The 15,621-nt window shown below is 67.9% G+C and carries 12 protein-coding genes and 1 pseudogene; 7 read left to right on the forward strand and 6 right to left on the reverse strand.

Annotated features, from left to right (window positions below; all coding sequences use genetic code 11):
* Nucleotides 1-134 precede the first annotated feature (134 nt).
* On the forward strand, nt 135-437 hold the full coding sequence (locus MRB47_RS08745; RefSeq protein WP_011804910.1) for a hypothetical protein: 303 nt from the start codon (nt 135-137) through the stop codon (nt 435-437).
* Nucleotides 438-603: 166 nt separating this feature from the next.
* On the opposite strand, the gene MRB47_RS08750 is transcribed toward MRB47_RS08745, so the two are convergent.
* The 3 genes from MRB47_RS08750 to MRB47_RS08760 form a co-directional block, all read right to left on the reverse strand.
* Nucleotides 604-1,029, reverse strand: a complete 426-nt coding sequence (locus MRB47_RS08750) for an RNA-binding S4 domain-containing protein (protein ID WP_252102463.1) — start codon at nt 1,027-1,029, stop codon at nt 604-606.
* A 40-nt stretch (nt 1,030-1,069) separates the two neighbouring features.
* Complete coding sequence (locus MRB47_RS08755; protein WP_252102464.1) at nt 1,070-2,473, reverse strand: sensor histidine kinase; 1,404 nt, start codon at nt 2,471-2,473, stop codon at nt 1,070-1,072.
* A gap of 172 nt (nt 2,474-2,645) precedes the next feature.
* Nucleotides 2,646-3,329: a response regulator gene (locus tag MRB47_RS08760; protein ID WP_123675668.1), complete on the reverse strand. Its 684-nt coding sequence runs from the start codon at nt 3,327-3,329 to the stop codon at nt 2,646-2,648.
* 147 nt (nt 3,330-3,476) lie between these two features.
* Here MRB47_RS08760 and MRB47_RS08765 point away from each other — a divergent pair, with 147 nt between their 5' ends.
* The 3 genes from MRB47_RS08765 to MRB47_RS08775 all read left to right on the forward strand — a co-directional run bounded on the left by MRB47_RS08765 (nt 3,477) and on the right by MRB47_RS08775 (nt 7,010).
* Nucleotides 3,477-4,436 carry a Bug family tripartite tricarboxylate transporter substrate binding protein gene (locus MRB47_RS08765; RefSeq protein ID WP_252102465.1) on the forward strand — a complete coding sequence of 320 codons (960 nt, stop codon included), beginning with the start codon at nt 3,477-3,479 and terminating at the stop codon, nt 4,434-4,436.
* Between the two features lie 402 nt (nt 4,437-4,838).
* The gene (locus tag MRB47_RS08770) at nt 4,839-5,390 is read left to right on the forward strand and encodes a tripartite tricarboxylate transporter TctB family protein (protein WP_252102466.1); all 552 of its coding nucleotides are present in this window, start codon (nt 4,839-4,841) and stop codon (nt 5,388-5,390) included.
* A gap of 90 nt (nt 5,391-5,480) precedes the next feature.
* Entirely contained in the window at nt 5,481-7,010 is a 1,530-nt protein-coding gene (locus MRB47_RS08775; protein WP_252102467.1) for a tripartite tricarboxylate transporter permease, read from the forward strand.
* Nucleotides 7,011-7,056: 46 nt separating this feature from the next.
* On the opposite strand, the gene MRB47_RS08780 is transcribed toward MRB47_RS08775, so the two are convergent.
* The 3 genes and pseudogenes from MRB47_RS08780 to MRB47_RS08790 form a co-directional block, all read right to left on the reverse strand.
* Nucleotides 7,057-8,250 (reverse strand): PepSY-associated TM helix domain-containing protein, encoded by a 1,194-nt coding sequence (locus tag MRB47_RS08780; protein ID WP_252102468.1) that lies wholly within the window; start codon nt 8,248-8,250, stop codon nt 7,057-7,059.
* 23 nt (nt 8,251-8,273) lie between these two features.
* Nucleotides 8,274-10,463, reverse strand: a pseudogene (locus tag MRB47_RS08785) (TonB-dependent receptor).
* A complete protein-coding gene (locus MRB47_RS08790) occupies nt 10,460-10,720 on the reverse strand; it encodes a hypothetical protein (RefSeq protein WP_252102469.1) in 261 nt (86 codons plus the stop codon). Before MRB47_RS08790 ends, MRB47_RS08785 begins: the two are co-directional and overlap by 4 nt.
* A gap of 307 nt (nt 10,721-11,027) precedes the next feature.
* Between MRB47_RS08790 and MRB47_RS08795 the strand changes: the two genes are divergently transcribed.
* From MRB47_RS08795 to MRB47_RS08805, 3 genes are all read left to right on the forward strand, one after another.
* Entirely contained in the window at nt 11,028-12,542 is a 1,515-nt protein-coding gene (locus MRB47_RS08795; protein WP_252102470.1) for a sigma-54 interaction domain-containing protein, read from the forward strand.
* Between the two features lie 190 nt (nt 12,543-12,732).
* Complete coding sequence (locus tag MRB47_RS08800) at nt 12,733-13,932, forward strand: substrate-binding domain-containing protein (RefSeq protein WP_252102471.1); 1,200 nt, start codon at nt 12,733-12,735, stop codon at nt 13,930-13,932.
* A gap of 131 nt (nt 13,933-14,063) precedes the next feature.
* The gene (locus MRB47_RS08805) at nt 14,064-15,584 is read left to right on the forward strand and encodes a fibronectin type III domain-containing protein (RefSeq protein ID WP_252102472.1); all 1,521 of its coding nucleotides are present in this window, start codon (nt 14,064-14,066) and stop codon (nt 15,582-15,584) included.
* The last annotated feature ends 37 nt before the right edge of the window (nt 15,585-15,621 follow it).

Below are 15,621 nucleotides of genomic sequence, written 5' to 3' on the forward strand. Positions count from 1 at the left end.
GCGCGGGACCAGGCGCCGGCGCAACGCCGTCAGGCCGGCTGTGTCCTACACCGTGATGCGCCCCTGGCGAACCGCCCCGCCGCAGCGGGCGTGTCTACCATGCGTGCATCTTTTTTCGGCAAACGAGGTGGGATGTGAGCCATTGGTACACGCTGCAACTGGGCAACGAGCAACAGGCCTTCGAGCCCCTGCGGCAGATTCAGCAGGTTTTCATGGCAAGGTTCCTCATGGCGCAGCCCGGCACGGGGCGGGCGCTGTTCTCGCACTTCGATGCGGCCGAGGACCGCGTGGTGCTGTTCTTCTCGCCCGCGGCCGCGGACATTGCCGTGCGCTTTCGCGCATCGCCGTGTGACCGGCCCGCGCAGGACCTGGTACTGCTGGCGGGAGAGGGTGACGCATGGCATGACGCGGCGCAGGATGAACGCCTGGCGGCCTGATCTTTGGGCATAGCGCTTTGGGCATGGCGCTTCGGGCATAGCGCTTCGGGCATAGCGCTTCGGGCATAGCGCGCACGGCCCGTGTGGGCGCGCTGTGCTTTCGCGTCGTGGGGCTTTGGCGGTTGGCTGCCACAGGCTGCGGCGCTGTGCCCAAGCCATGCCCATCTCAATCGTCGATGGAGGCGCTCCAGCGGTGGTCCCAGTCATGGCGCAGGTGGTCCATGGAGCGGCGGTCGCGCTTGGTGGGGCGGCCCTCGCGCAGCGCGGCGGCCGGCTCGGGCGCCAGGCGGCGCGCTTCGGCGGCCTGTGCGCGCGCGGCGAGGCTCTCGGGCGTTTCCTCATAGAGCTGCTGCGCCACGGGCGCCGGGCCGCGGAAGTTGCTCAAGGCGCGCACCACGACCGTGCGGGCTACCGCGCCCTGGCGCAGCGCGACGGTGTCGCCCGCGCGCAGTTCACGCGCGGCTTTGGCCGCCTGGCCGTTGACGGTTACGCGGCCTTTGCCGATCTCTTCCACGGCGAGGCTGCGGGTCTTGTAGAAGCGCGCGCACCACAGCCATTTGTCCAGGCGCATTGCATCGGGTGGTGTCGTCATCGGCGTGATTTTGCCTGGGGCGGCGTCCGTGAAAAACGGTTCAGGCGTCGGCCAGTGGCAGCCGCACCACGGCGTCCAGGCCCAGCACGCGGCCGTCCGCCTGGCGATTGGCGAGGGTGATGCTGCCGCCCAGCGCGTGCACGATCTCCTGGCAAATCGCCAAGCCCAGGCCCGAACCCGTGCGCACGTCGCCGGCCGAAAACGGTTGGAACAGCCGCGCCGCCAGTTCGTCGTCGATGCCGGGGCCGGCGTCGGCCAGGGTGAGGACCGCCTCACCGTCCTCGCGGTGCAGCGTGACGGCAAGTTCCGTGCCGGGCGGCGCATGGCGTATGGCGTTGTGCAGCAAGTTGCGGCACAGCTCGCGCAGCATCCACTCGTGCGCGTGGATGGGCGCGGCGTCGGTGGTGATGCCGAAGTCCAGGTCGCCCTGTGCGATCAGCGGCGACAGTTCCAGCGCCATCTCGCGCAGCACTGTGTCCAGCCGCGTCACGGGCACCTCGCCCTGCTGGCGCAGCTGCTCCACTTTGGCCAGCGCCAGCATCTGGTTGGCCAGCTGCGTGGCGCGGTCCACGGTGTCTCCAATCTCCCGCAGCGCCTGCGTGGGCGGCAGGTCGCCGCGCAGGGCGGACTGCACCTGCGTCTTGAGCACGGCCAGCGGCGTGCGCAGCTGGTGTGACGCGTCGCGCACGAAGCGCTGCTGGTGGGCGAGCAGGCGCGACAGGCGCTGCATGACCGCGTTGGTGGCGTCGATCAGCGGCTGCAACTCGCGCGGCGCGGCGGGGGCGGCAAGGGGGGCCAGGTCGCCTTCGGTACGGGCCTGCAGGTCGCTGCTCAGCTGGCGCACCGGTTGCGTGGCGCGCTGCACCACCAGCACCACGATGCCGGCGATGAGCGCCAGCAGCAGCGCCTGGCGTGCCAGCGTGGTGTGCAGGATCTGCAGGGCCGCCGCTTCGCGCAGCTCCAGTGTTTCCGCCACCTGGATCACGGCCATGCCGCGGCCCTCGCTGCTGGCCACGGGCTGCAGCAGCACGGCCACGCGCACGGGCTGATCGCGAAAACGGTCGTCATAGAAGTCCACGAGCGCCGCATAGGGCGGGCGCTGCGGGATGGTGCCGTGCCAGGCGGGTAGTTCGGCAAAGCCGGAAATCAAGTCGCCGCGCAGGTTGGACACGCGGTAGAACATGCGGCTCTGGTTGTCGGCCTCGAAGGCCTCCAGCGCCGCGTAGGGCACGATGGCGCGCAGTTCGGCCATGTCGTCCCAGCCGCGCACGTCCAGCTGCTCGCTGATGGTCTTGGCCGAAGCCAGCAGCGTGCGGTCATAGGCCGTGTGCAGGGCGGCCAGCGCCTGGCGGTGCAGGCTGTAGGTGTTCACGCCCACGAAGAGCAGCGTGGGCAGCAGGATGCCCACGAGCAATTGGCGGCGCAGCGACTGCGGGCGCGTCATGCCACCACCCGGCTGCGTTGCGCGTGGTGGGGAGCCTGGCGCACAGGCGCGCCCGCTCTTGTCCGGTGGCGGTGGCGCAAACCATGCCAGCGCGCGCCGCGCAGCGGGCCCGGCCGGGCCTGCGGCATCGCCCGCCTGGAGGGGGAAGGCGCGCAGCGACTCACGGGCTGTTTCATGTCTCTGGCTTGAGTAGATAGCCCAGGCCGCGCAGCGTCATCAGGGCCACGCCGGTGCCTGCGAGTTTTTTGCGCACGCGGTACACCACCACTTCGATGGCCTCGTATTGCACCTCGCTCTGGCCGGGGAAGACCAGTTCATACAGCCGCTCCTTGGCGACTGCGCGCCCCGGCTGGGCCAGCAGGGTGCGCAGCAGCGCCAACTCCCGCGGGGTGAGGTCCATGGGCGCATCGTGCAGATAGATGGCACCGCTTTCTTTTTCATAGCGCAAGGCGCCCATCACCAGAGCGTTGGAGGCCTGTTTGTCATCTGCCGCATCGCCGCTGCGGCGCAGCAGGGCGCGCAGCCGGGCCTCCAGCTCGTCCAGGTCAAAAGGTTTGGGCAGGTAGTCGTCGGCCCCCGCGTTCAGGCCCAGCACACGGTCGCCCACGGTGCCGCGCGCGGTCAGCAGCAGCACGGGGGTGCGCAGGCCGCCGGCGCGTGCCTGTTGCAGTACCTGCAGGCCGTCCAGGCCGGGCAGGGTGAGGTCCAGCACCACGGCGTCGGGCGGGTGCGCGCGCCATTCGGCCAGCGCGGCGCGCCCGTCCGCAAGGGCGGTAACGGCCATGCCGCGGCGCGCCAACGAGCGCTGCAGCGTGGCCTGCATGGTGGCGTCGTCTTCGACGAGAAGCAGTTGCATCCGCGGATTAGAACGCGTTTGCGGCGGGTGGCGGTTGGCGCGCAGATCTCGGTGTTAACCCTGGTGCCGTGGACAGCCGTTTGACAGCTTGCGCGCGCATCATCGCGCCGGTCAGCGTTCCCTTTTTCTAACAAGCAAGGAGACAACATGCGTCGCGATACCTTTCTGAAGTCGCTGGCGGCACTGGCCGCCGCGGGCAGCCTGCCGCTGTCGGCCCAGGCCGCCGTGGCCGTCAAGATGATGCTGCCCGCCAACCCCGGCGGCGGTTGGGACACCACGGGCCGCGCCCTGGGCAAGGCCCTGCAGGATGCGGGCCTGGCTTCCAGCGTGACCTATGACAACAAGGGCGGCGCGGCCGGCGCCATCGGCCTGGCGCAGTTCGTGAACGGCTCCAAGGGCGACCCGAACGCGCTGATGGTGATGGGCGCCGTGATGCTGGGCGGCATCATCACCGGCAAGCCGCCGGTCAACCTGAGCCAGGCCACGCCGATCGCGCGGCTGACCAGCGAATACAACGTCTTCGTGCTGCCCGCCAACTCGCCCTTCAAGAGCATGGCTGAGGTGGTGGCGCAGCTCAAGAAGGACCCCGGCAGCGTGAAGTGGGGCGGCGGCTCGCGCGGCTCCACCGAGCACATCGCGGCGGCCATGATCGCCCGTGAAGTGGGGGTGGACCCGGCGCGCATCAACTACGTGGCTTTCCGTGGGGGCGGGGAGGCGACAGCGGCCATCCTGGGCGGCAACGTCACCGTGGGCGGCAGCGGCTACAGCGAGTTCTCCGAGTACATCGCCGCGGGCAAGATGAAGCCCATCGGCGTGACCTCGGGCCAGCGCCTGAAGGGCGTGAACGTGCCCACGCTCAGGGAGCAGGGCATCAACGTCGAGATCGGCAACTGGCGCGGTGTGTACGGCGCGCCCGGCATCACGGCCGAGCAGCGCAAGGCGCTGGTGGCAATGGTGGAGAAGGCCGTCAAGAGCAAGGCGTGGGCCGAGGCGCTGGAGAAGAACGGCTGGACGCCCGCGTGGCTGGCCGGCGACGACTTTGCCAACTTCGTGGACAGCGAGTTCGCCAGCCTGCGGGCCACCATGGTGAAGTCGGGCATGGTCTAGGGCCTGTTCACACTATTTTTGCCAGATGCGTTGCGATCAAAAAGGGCCAGGCGCAAGGCGCCAAACGAAGCTGGGGTGCTACCCCAGCGAGGCTTGGCAACGCCGCGAATGGCCCTTTTTGATCGCAACCCGGAGGGAACGGAGTGAAAACCGCGCCATTCGTCGTTGCCCTCCTAGCCAAGGCCCCGGCCTTGGCGTCGTCACGCGCCTAGATTGGCGCGGTTTTCACGCCATTCGCACTGGCAAAAATAGTGTGAACAGGCCCTAAGCCCGGCGGCGCCGCAGTGTGCTGTGGCGCTCCTCTTTTGAGAGCTGTCAGCGCTTGATGGATAAGCGCTAGGGCCGTTTTTTTGTTTGAAACCTGCGCCGCCGCGGTGCGGCGTCTCCCCGGAGGTCGCAGCCATGTCTGAGCTTTCCTCTTCCCCTCCCTCCATTCCACCCACAAGCGCCGTGCCTTCACCCGGCTGGCAGGCCGCCGTGGGCGCCGGCGTCATCCTGGTGGCCGCGGCCATGGCCTGGGGCGCGCTGGAGATCCCGGGCAACGCCGGCTATGGCGGCGTGGGCCCCAACTTTCTACCGTGGGCCTGCGCCCTGGTGTTGGCTGTGTGCGGCGGCTGGCTGATCTGGGAGGCTGCCACGGGCGGCTACCGCCAAGCGGCCGACCCGGGCGGCGCGCCGCACGCGGCGTGGGGGCCCTTTGCCTGGGTGTCGGCGGGGCTTCTGCTGAATGCGGCGCTGATCGTGGAGCTGGGCTTCATCGTGGGCTGCACGCTGTGCTATGCGCTGGCCGTGCAGGGGCTGCGCCGCGCGGGCGGGCAGACGGGCCTGCTGTCGCCGCGCGTGCTGGCCGTGGATGTAGCGACCGGGCTGGCCATCGCCGCGCCGGTGTTCTGGCTGTTCACGCAGTTCCTGGCGATCAACCTGCCGGGCCTGACCGCCACCGGGTGGCTGTAGGCCAGGGCGCGGGAGAGTGCACATGCATGCTGACTTTGGCTGCTTCGATGGCGCCGGCGCAGGCCGCGTTCAAACCGGGGATTGAGTGCTATGGAAATCTTTGACGCATTGCTCGCAGGCTTTGCCACGGCGATCACGCCGGCGAACCTGCTGTGGGCTCTGGTGGGCTGCGCGCTGGGAACGGCCGTGGGTGTGCTGCCGGGCATCGGGCCGGCGGTGGCGGTAGCCATGCTGCTGCCCATCACGGCCAAGGTGGACATGACCGCCTCGATGATCTTCTTCGCGGGCATCTATTACGGCGCCATGTATGGCGGCTCCACGGCGTCCATCCTGCTGAACACGCCGGGCGAGACCGCCAGCATGGTCACGGCAATGGAAGGCAACAAGATGGCCAAGAGCGGGCGCGCGGGCGCGGCGCTGGCCACGTCGGCCATCGGCTCGTTCGTCGCCGGCACCATCGCCACGGTGGTGGTGACGCTGTTCGCGCCGGGCGTGGCCGAGTTCGCGGTCAAGCTCGGCCCGCCCGAGTACTTCATGCTGATGGTGCTGGCCTTCACCACGGTGAGCGCGGTGCTGGGCCAGAGCAGTCTGCGCGGCATGACGGCGCTGTTCCTGGGCCTGGCGCTGGGCTGCGTGGGTATGGACCAGATCTCGGGGGCCGCCCGCTACACCGTGGGCAAGATGGAGCTGCTGGACGGCATCGACATCGTGCTGGTGGCCGTGGGTCTGTTCGCCGTGGCCGAGGTGCTGTATGCGGCGCTGTACGAGGGCCGGGTGCAAGAGTCGCAGAACCAGATGGGTCGTGTGCACATGACGCGGCGCGACTGGCGCCGGTCCATTCCCGCATGGCTGCGCGGTACCGTGATCGGCACGCCCTTCGGCTGCATCCCGGCGGGGGGGACGGAGATTCCCACCTTCTTGAGCTACGCGACCGAAAAGCGTCTGGCCAAGGGCGAGGACAAGGCCGAGTTCGGCACCCGCGGCGCGATCGAGGGGGTTGCGGGCCCCGAGGCGGCCAACAACGCCACGGTGACCGCGGCGCTCATCCCGCTGCTGACACTGGGCATCCCGACCAGCAACACCACGGCCGTGCTGCTGGGGGCCTTCCAGAACTATGGGCTGAACCCCGGCCCGCAGCTGTTCACCACATCGGCCACGCTGGTGTGGGCGCTGATCGCGTCGCTGTACATCGGCAACATCATGCTGCTGGTGCTGAACCTGCCCATGGTGGGGCTGTGGGTGAAGCTGCTGAAGATTCCGCGCCCGCAGCTCTACGCCGGCATCCTGATCTTTGCCACGGTGGGCGCCTACGGCATGCGCCAGAGCACGTTCGACCTGTTCCTGCTGTACGGCATCGGCTTGCTGGGCGTGCTGATGCGGCGCTTCGACTTCCCTACGGCGCCCGTGGTGGTGGGCATGATCCTCGGGCCGCTGGCCGAGGCGCAGCTGCGCAACGCGATTTCCATCGGCGAGGGCAGCTGGATGATCTTCCTGCAGCGCCCCATGGCCGTGACGCTGCTGGTGATCGTGCTGGCCGTGCTCATCGTGCCGCGCGTGCTGCGCCGCTGGGCCGAGCGCAACCTGGCCCATGCGCGCCAGAGCGTGGACGATGTGAGTTGATGGAGCGCTGCGCGTCGGCGCTACCCGCGCCGGCGCGCGCGCGGCCTTAGCGCAGCACCCGGGCCGCCACCGGGCCTGGCTGGGGTGCAGGCCCGCTGCCGGGGCCTTCCTGCCGGGCCGCAGCGGCCGCGCCCTGCGGCTGCGTGCGGCGTCGCGCCACCCACAGGTACAGGCCGCTGCCCAGCACGATGATGGTGGCGATGTCGAGCACGGCCCAGAGGATCTGCATGGGCATGCCCGCGTAGTCGCCAAAGTGCAGCGGCTGCGACACCAGCAGGGCCGTCAGGTACCACGGTAGCTCCGGCGCGGCGGTGACCTTGGCGGTGCGCGCGTCGACCAGCACGGGCTCGAGCAGGCGCGAGGTGAGCGGCGCATCACCGCGCAGGAAGAAGGTGTTGTGGTGCGGGCTGGAGAAGGCCGTGCCCGGGAACGCAATGAACGACAGCCGCGTGCCCGGCGCCTGGGCCAGCGCTGCGTCCAGTGACTGCTGCAGGGAGCCGCGCTCGGCGACGGGCGTCAGCGGCTGGCCCTGGTAGGGCGCCAGCAGCGCGGTCAGCTCGTCGTGCTGCCAGTACTTGACGATCAGGTCGGCCCAGGTGTTGACCACACCCGTGGCGCCGACCACGCAGGCCCACACCAGCGTCACGATGCCCAGCAGGTTGTGCAGGTCCAGCCATTTCACGCGCGTGGAGCGGTCGCGGCGCACCTCGCCGAACTGCAGCTTGCGCATGAAGGGCGCGTAGAGCACCACGCCGCTGATGATGGCGACCACCAGCAGCAGGCCCATGAACCCGAGGAACAGCTTGCCCGGCAGGCCCGCGAACAGGTCTACGTGGAGCTTGAGCATGACCCACATGAAGCCCTCGTCGAAGCGCGGCTGGGCCAGCACTTCGGCCGTGCGCGCGTCCACGGCCACGGAGCGGAAGTCGTCCGTGGGAGCCGGCGTGGGCGTGAGCGTCACAAACCACAGGTCGGTGCTGTCATCGGGCTGCGAGGCGTACTGCACCACGCGGTCCGGGTGCTGCGCCTGGGCCACCGCCAGGATGCGGTCCAGGCTGGCGCGGGGTGTGTCCGCCGGCATGGCGGGGGCCTCCACCTCGGTGCCGAGCAGGTGCCCGATCTCGTGGTGAAAGATCAGCGGCAGGCCGGTCAGGCACAGCAGCAGCATGAAGACCGTGCAGACGAGGCTGCTCCACTTGTGCAGCCAGGTCCAGGTCTTGAGGGTGTTGGGTGTCAGCATGGCGTTGGTGCGTTCGTAGGGGGTCAGAAATCCACGCTGGCGCTCAGCGTGAAGGTGCGCGGTGCGCCTACCACCAGGTAGCCTGATCCGGGGTAGCCGCCCGCCGAGGCCCAGTAGTTGCGGTTGGTGGCGTTGTCCACGCGGGCGCGCAGTGTCAGCAGCCGGCCGCCGACCTCGGTCAGATAGCGCACGCCCAGGTCCAGGCGCGTCCAGGCGGGCAGGCGCAGGGTGTTGGCATCGTCGGCGTAGCTCGCGCCGGTGTGGACCACGCGCGTATCCAGGGCGAGGCCCCGCACGCCCGGCCCATCCTATTCCACTCCGGCATTGGCCTGCAGGCGCGGCACGCCGATCACGCGGTTGCCATCCAGCGCGGCGGTGCCCGTGGCGCGCTGCTTGGCCTGCAGCCAGGTGGCGCCACCCAGCAGGCGCAGGCCGCGTGCGGCTTCGCCATAGACGTTGAACTCCATACCCTGGTGGCGGTCTTCGCCGGCGGCGGTGAAGACGTTGTCGGCATTCACCAGCGCGCGCGGGCGCGTGGTGCTGAAGAGTGCCACCGAGCCGCCGATGCGGCCCGCGTCGTACTTGACGCCGATTTCCTTCTGTTTGGAAACGTAGGGCGCGAGCTGCTGCCCGTGGTTGACGACCGGAACGCCGTTGGCCGTGGCCGGGGCCGTTTCGCCTTGGCTCAGGCTCTCGATGTAGTTGGCGTACAGCGACAGGCGGGAGCTGGCCTTGAACACCACCCCGGCCGCGGGGCTGATGCGACTCTTGTCGTAGCTGCCCAGCGGTGCCGAGGTTCCGTAGGCGTAGTCCTGGACCTTGATGCTCTGGTGGCGCGCGCCCACGGTGAGCAGCAGCGTGTCGTCCATGAAGGCCAGCGTATCGCCCAGGGCAAAGCTGACCAGGCGCGTGCGCCCCGTGAGGTTGGGGTTTGCCAGGTCGCCGCCATGCAGCGCGCCGGCGCTGAATGCGGGAGCGGCATAGGGGGTGTAGCCATACAGGTTGGCGGGCAGCGTGTTGCCGTAATCCATCACATAGGCGTTGTCCTTCTCGAAGTCGAAATACGAGGCGGAAGCCACCCATTCGTGTCCCACGCTGCCGGTGCGCAGCTTGCCGCGCACGCCCAGCTCGCCCGTGTTCACGCGGTCCTTGCGTGTGTTGTCGAAGCGGTAGACGCTGCCCGCGCCGGTGTCGGAGTTGGTTACCCTCAGGTTCGCCAGCGAATTGGCCTCCTTGCTGCGGCGCATGCCCCAGGCACCCCAGGCGGTGATGTCGGGAGTGAGGTCGACTTCGCCGCGCAGCGTACCGAAGAGGTCGCGCTCGTTGGAATACGACCAGGGCTGGGAGAAGTTGGCCTTGGCATCGGGCGCGGCGGGGATGCTGGTGGCCAGGGGGCCTAGTGTCACGTTGCTGCGCGTACCCTTGAGCTTGTTGTCCTGCCAGCCGATGTCCCCCGACAGGCGTACGTTGCGGCTGCGCCAGTCCAGCCCCACCGAAAGCAGGCCCAGGCGGCTTTCCTCGTGATCAATGGCGGTATCGCCATCGCGCAGCGCGGCATTCACGCGGATGCCGGTGCTGCCCTCGGGGCCGAAGCGGAGCGCCAGGTCGAGCGCAGCGTGCCCGTAACCTCCCGACCCGGTGCCCAGCGTCACGCGGGACAGGGGCTCGTTCGGCGCGCGCTTGGGCAGCAGGTTGATGGTGCCCCCCGCGCCGCCCCCGAAGGGCGCCGCCCCCGTGAGGAAGGTGGCGGCGCCCCGCAGGACCTCGACGCGCTCGAACAGTTCGGTGGCGATGTACTGGCGCGGCAGCAGGCTGTACAGGCCGTTGTAGGCCACGTCGTCGGAGCCGACCACAAAGCCGCGGATGAAATACGCCTCCTGGAAGTTGCCGAAGCCCCGCGCCATGCGCACGCCAGAGTCGTTTTGCAGCACTTCGCCCACGCTGCGGGCCTGCTTGTCCTGGATGAGTTCGTTGGTGTACGCGGTGATGCTGAAGGGCGTCTCCTGCGGGTCGCGCGTCCCCAGGATGCCGACGCGCCCGCCGCGCGCCACCTGGCCGCCCGCATAGGCCGGCGACAGGCCCTGGGCCGACGCGTCGGCGCTGGCGTTGACCTCAACGGTGGGGAGTTCAGGCGCGGATGGCGTGCCCTGCGCATGCGCCATGGACTGCAGCGCGACAAAGATGGCCAGGGCTAAAGGGGTGGGGCGGTTCATGGTTGTGATGGGCGGGAGGAAACAGAGTCAAGGGCGGCGGAGGGCTTGGCGCGCGGGACCAGCGCGCACCAGGTCATCACGGCAACGGGCAGGCCAAGCGCGAACCATGACCAGCGGTCGCCCCAGTGGTCGGACACCAGTGCGCTCAGCAAGCCGCTGGCGGTGAGCACGCCCAGCACGCACGGCCAGAGCCAGAGGGAGGGCCGCGATGGCGCGGGAGGCCGCGGGGTGGACGGGGAAAGGCGGGTGTCGTTCATAGTTGGGCCGGTCAACAGCGGTGGGCGTTAAGGGCGTGCAGAAGCTGTGCGCTGACGTTAAAGGGCATAAGAACGAGAGTGATTGGCGTTTATTGATTGATGCACACCGCTGCCTCGTTCATCGCCCTAAACAGAGTGCGCCGGGTACCGCCGCGCGAGCGCAGCGCGGCCAGCGCCCGGGGGACGGCCGCCCCCGGGACCTCCCCACCAGAGAGCACGCTTGCACAGGCGCGGAGTATAGCTCTATGTTGAGAATGGTTCTTATTAATTTGCAATGCGCGTCGAACGCCGGCGTTACCATCCGACCATGCCCCTGCATACCGACGCCTCGCCCTTGCCGCTGGATGCGCAGGGCATCCTGGAACTGGCTGCGCGCTCCATGTTCCAGCTCTTTTCCACCATGAGCCAGGGCATGTTCCTCGTGGACCTGAGCGGGCGCATCGTGTGGGTCAACGAGGGCTACCGCCGCTTCCTGCCCGACCTGGGCGTGCATTCGGTCCATGACTTCGTGGGCCGCATGGTGGAGGAGGTGATTCCCAACACCCAGATGCGCCAGGTGCTGGAGACGGGCCAGCCCGTCCTGGTGGACCTGCTGACGAACAAGGCCGGCACGTTCGTGGTCAGCCGCATTCCCCTGCATGGGGATGATGGGCGCGTGATTGGCGCCATTGGCATCGTGTTGTTCGACCATCCGGAAACCACGCTGCAGCCGCTGATTGCCAAGTTTGCTCAACTCCAGCGCGAGTTGGACGATGCGCGGCGCGAACTGGCCGCGCAGCGCAGCCGGCTGCCCGTGGCTGGCCCGGGGGTGCGTCGTGCCAAGCACACGTTCGCCAGCTTCGTGGGTGCCAGCCCCGCAGCCACCGAGGTGAAGCGCCAGGCGCGCCGCGCGGCCCAGTCCCAGAGTCCGGTGTTGCTGTTGGGCGAAACCGGCACGGGCAAGGAGCTGCTGGCCCATGCCATCCACGCGGCTTCCACGCGGTCACAAGGTCCCTTCGTGAGCGTCAATATCGCCGCCGTGCCCGACACATTGCTGGAGGCAGAGTTCTTCGGTGTAGCCCCCGGTGCCTACACCGGTGCCAGCGTGCGGGGTCGGGAGGGCAAATTCAAGCTGGCCGACGGGGGCACGTTGTTCCTCGACGAGATCGGTGACATGCCCTCCAATCTGCAGGCCAAGCTGCTGCGCGCCCTGCAGGAAGGTGAAATCGAGCCCCTGGGTTCCAACCAGCTCGTGCCGTTCGACGTGCGCGTGGTAGCCGCCACTTCGCGCGACTTGGCCGCGCTGGTGCGCGACGGCCTGTTCCGCGAAGACCTCTTCTATCGCCTGCATGTGCTGCCCATCCGCGTGCCACCGCTGCGGGAGCGGCGTGCCGACATTCCGGCCCTGGTGGAGGCACTGGCCGACGACTTGGCTCTGCGCAATGGCATCGCCCCGCCCGAGCTGCTGCCCGATGCACTGGCCCTGCTGGGCGCGCAGGCATGGCGCGGAAACATCCGCGAACTGCGCAACGTACTGGAGCAGGCTGCCATGCGCAGCGAAACGCTGACCGTCGATGCGGAGCAATTGCGTCAGGTGCTGCGCGAAAGCGGCGTCGAACCCGCAGCGCCCACACCCGATGCGGGCGGGGTTTCTACCGGCGACGATGGCGCGGCGCTGCTGCGCCCATTGGCCGTGCAGGTGGCAGAGCTGGAGCGCCGCGCCATAGCTGCAGCGCTGTCATTGCATGGGGGCAACAAGCTCGCCACGGCGCGGCACCTGGGCATCTCCCGTGCCACGCTCTACGAACGGATGGGGCAGCCCCTGGCCAACCCTGATAAATAAATAGACAAATGTCTGAAATTAAGGCATTTAATTTGTCTGTAAATTAGTCAAAAAAGCCGTGATGGCTGGAAATTCGCAGAAAATGTCGCCGAAGTGACGTCCGGTGATCTGTCCGACGACCATGTCGAGCCACTTGCGCCCTGGCATGGTGCGTGCAATGTGTTTGTCATACCCAAAAGAGGAGACACGCATGCACCATCGCAGCCTTGCGGCGCGGGCCGGCGGCCTGGCCGCAGCCCTGGCGGCCGCTCTGACCGCGCCGTTGGCGCTGGCCCAGTCCGAGATTCGCATCGCCCATGTCTATAGCAAGACCGGGCCGCTCGAAGCCTATGGCAAGCAGACGCAGGCAGGGTTGATGATGGGACTGGATTACGCCACTGGTGGGACCATGGCGGTGGCGGGCAAGAAGCTCGTGGTGATCGAGAAGGATGACCAGGGCAAGCCAGACCTGGGCAAGAGCCAGCTGGCCACGGCGTATTCCGACGATAAGGCGGACCTGGCGGTGGGCCCCAGCGCCTCGGGTGTGGCGTTGGCCATGCTGCCGGTGGCGGAGGAATACAAGAAGATCCTGCTGGTCGAGCCCGCGGTGGCGGACTCGATCACCGGTGACAAGTGGAACAAGTACATCTTCCGCACGGGCCGCAATTCCAGCCAGGACGCGATCGGCAACGCCGTCGCCATCGACAAGCCCGGCACCCTCATCGCCACCCTGGCGCAGGACAACGCCTTTGGCCGCGACGGTGTCAAGGCGTTCAAGGACGCCATCAAGACAGCCAAGCTGGTGCATGAGGAATACCTGCCCGCGGCCACCACCGACTTCACCGCGGGCGCGCAGCGCCTGATTGACCGGCTCAAGGACCAGCCGGGCAAGAAGGTGATCTGGGTGCTGTGGGCCGGGGCGGGCAACCCGTTCAAGATCAACGACATGGATCTCAAGCGCTACGGCATCGAGATTGCCACGGGCGGCAACATCCTGCCCGCGATGGCGGCGTTCAAGGGCATGCCGGGCATGGAAGGCGCCACGTATTACTACTTCGGCATCCCGAAGAACCCGGTGAACGAGGCCCTGGTGGCCATGCACTACAAGCAGTTCAAGACGCCGCCAGACTTCTTCACGGCCGGTGGTTTCTCGGCCGCCATGGCGATCGTGACGGCGCTGAAGAAGACCGGTGGCGACACGAAGACCAATACGCTCATCAAGGCGATGGAGGGCATGAGCTTCGATACGCCGAAGGGCACCATGACCTTCCGCAAGGAAGACCACCAAGCCATGCAGAGCATGTACCACTTCCGCATCAAGAACGACCCGGCGTTTGCGTGGGGCGTACCCGAACTGGTGCGCGAGATCAAGCCGCAAGAGATGCAGGTACCGATCCGCAACAAGCGCTGATCGCCCACCGTGCAAGGCGCGCCGGCGAAGCCTCGCCCGGCCGCCCACACGTCGTTTGTATTCCTCGATGAACCCCGGGCCACACGGGGCGGACTTGCGCACACCGCGCCCCTTTGACAGGAGACAAAAGCATGCCATTCCATCGTTTTCTGCTCGCTGCTGCGTTGGCATCCGCCGGCATGGCGCAGGCGGCGGCGCCGCTGGGCCAGTACAACATCGACACGGGCAAGATCAGCGTTTCAGGGCTGTCCTCAGGCGGCTTCATGGCCAACCAGCTTGGCAATGCGTACTCGTCCACCTTCATGGGCGTGGGCGTCTTTGCCGCGGGGCCATACATGTGCGCGGGCCACAACAACTACACGGCCTGCATGTACAACGCCAGCATCAGCGCCAGCCAGCAGGGCGCGATGCAGGGCAGCATCGACAGCTACAGCGCCAACGGCACCATCGATGGCAAGTCCGGCATTGCCGCTCAGAAGATCTACATCTTCACGGGCACCAGCGACTACACCGTGGGGCCCAACCTGACCGATGCGCTGCAGACCCAGTACCTCAACAATGGGGTGCCCGCGGGCAACATCACGTACGTCAAGCGCAGCGGGACCGCGCATGTGCTGCCCACCGACTTTGACAGCACGGGCAACAACGCATGCAGCAGCAGCACCTCGCCCTTCATCAGCAACTGCGGTTATGACGGCGCGGGAGCGGTGCTCTCACATTTCTATGGCGCGCTGAATGCGCGCAACAACGCCCCTGCGGCAGCCAACTACATCGAGTTCGATCAAAGCGCCTATACCGCAGGCAACCCGGGCATGGCCGCCAACGCCTGGCTGTACTTGCCCGCAAGCTGCGCCAGCGGCGCGCAGTGCAAGCTGCACGTCGTGCTGCACGGTTGCCAGCAGAGCACCGACAAGATCGGCGACAAGTTCGTCAAGAACACCGGCTATAGCCGCTGGGCCGACACCAACCAGATCATCCTGCTGTTCCCGCAGACCCGGATCGACAACACCAGCCGCAGCACCGCCAAGAGCGGATCGCTGGCCAACCCGAACGCCTGCTGGGACTGGATCGGCTGGTACGGCGGCAATTTCGCGCAGAAGAGCGGCGCGCAGATGGCCGCGATCAAGGCCATGGTGGATCGCATCGCTTCCGGTGCAGGTTCGGGCGACGGCGGCGGCACCACGCCACCTACCGATCCGGTCCTGCCGGCGCCCACCGGCCTCAGCCTGTCGGGCGCCACCGCCACAAGCATGAACCTGGCCTGGAATGCCGTGGCTGGCGCCAGCGGCTACAACGTCTACCGCAACGGCAACAAAGCCAACGCCCTTACCGTCTACGCCACCAGCTATACCGACTCGGCGCTGACCGCTTCCACCACCTACAGCTGGGCGGTGCGTGCGGTGGACGCCAACGGCGCAGAGGGTGATGCGTCGAACGCCGTGAGCGGCACCACGCTCGCGCCCACGCAGTCCCCTGGCACCTGCACCACAGCCAGCAACTATGCGCACACACAAGCGGGGCGCGCCTACCAGCAGGGCGGCTACACCTACGCTAATGGCTCCGGCCAGAGCATGGGGCTGTGGAACGTGTTCGTGACCACCACGCTCAAGCAGACGGCCACCAATTACTACGTGATCGGCACCTGCCCCTGACGCGCACCGACCGCGGCATCGGCACACAAGTACGCAC

The organism is Diaphorobacter sp. LI3 (genome assembly GCF_022807955.1).
In the GTDB taxonomy this organism is placed as follows: Bacteria; Pseudomonadota; Gammaproteobacteria; order Burkholderiales; family Burkholderiaceae_C; genus Diaphorobacter; species Diaphorobacter nitroreducens.

Excerpts from the sequence above, each read along its gene's own strand:
- MRB47_RS08770 (WP_252102466.1), top strand. The coding sequence starts at position 4,839 with ATGTCTGAGCTTTCCTCTTCCCCTCCCTCCATTCCACCCACAAGCGCC.
- MRB47_RS08795 (WP_252102470.1), top strand. The coding sequence starts at position 11,028 with ATGCCCCTGCATACCGACGCCTCGCCCTTGCCGCTGGATGCGCAGGGC.
- MRB47_RS08805 (WP_252102472.1), top strand. The coding sequence starts at position 14,064 with ATGCCATTCCATCGTTTTCTGCTCGCTGCTGCGTTGGCATCCGCCGGC.
- MRB47_RS08780 (WP_252102468.1), bottom strand. The coding sequence starts at position 8,250 with ATGCTGACACCCAACACCCTCAAGACCTGGACCTGGCTGCACAAGTGG.
- MRB47_RS08765 (WP_252102465.1), top strand. The coding sequence starts at position 3,477 with ATGCGTCGCGATACCTTTCTGAAGTCGCTGGCGGCACTGGCCGCCGCG.
- MRB47_RS08775 (WP_252102467.1), top strand. The coding sequence starts at position 5,481 with ATGGAAATCTTTGACGCATTGCTCGCAGGCTTTGCCACGGCGATCACG.
- MRB47_RS08800 (WP_252102471.1), top strand. The coding sequence starts at position 12,733 with ATGCACCATCGCAGCCTTGCGGCGCGGGCCGGCGGCCTGGCCGCAGCC.
- MRB47_RS08790 (WP_252102469.1), bottom strand. The coding sequence starts at position 10,720 with ATGAACGACACCCGCCTTTCCCCGTCCACCCCGCGGCCTCCCGCGCCA.
- MRB47_RS08755 (WP_252102464.1), bottom strand. The coding sequence starts at position 2,473 with ATGACGCGCCCGCAGTCGCTGCGCCGCCAATTGCTCGTGGGCATCCTG.
- MRB47_RS08760 (WP_123675668.1), bottom strand. The coding sequence starts at position 3,329 with ATGCAACTGCTTCTCGTCGAAGACGACGCCACCATGCAGGCCACGCTG.
- MRB47_RS08750 (WP_252102463.1), bottom strand. The coding sequence starts at position 1,029 with ATGACGACACCACCCGATGCAATGCGCCTGGACAAATGGCTGTGGTGC.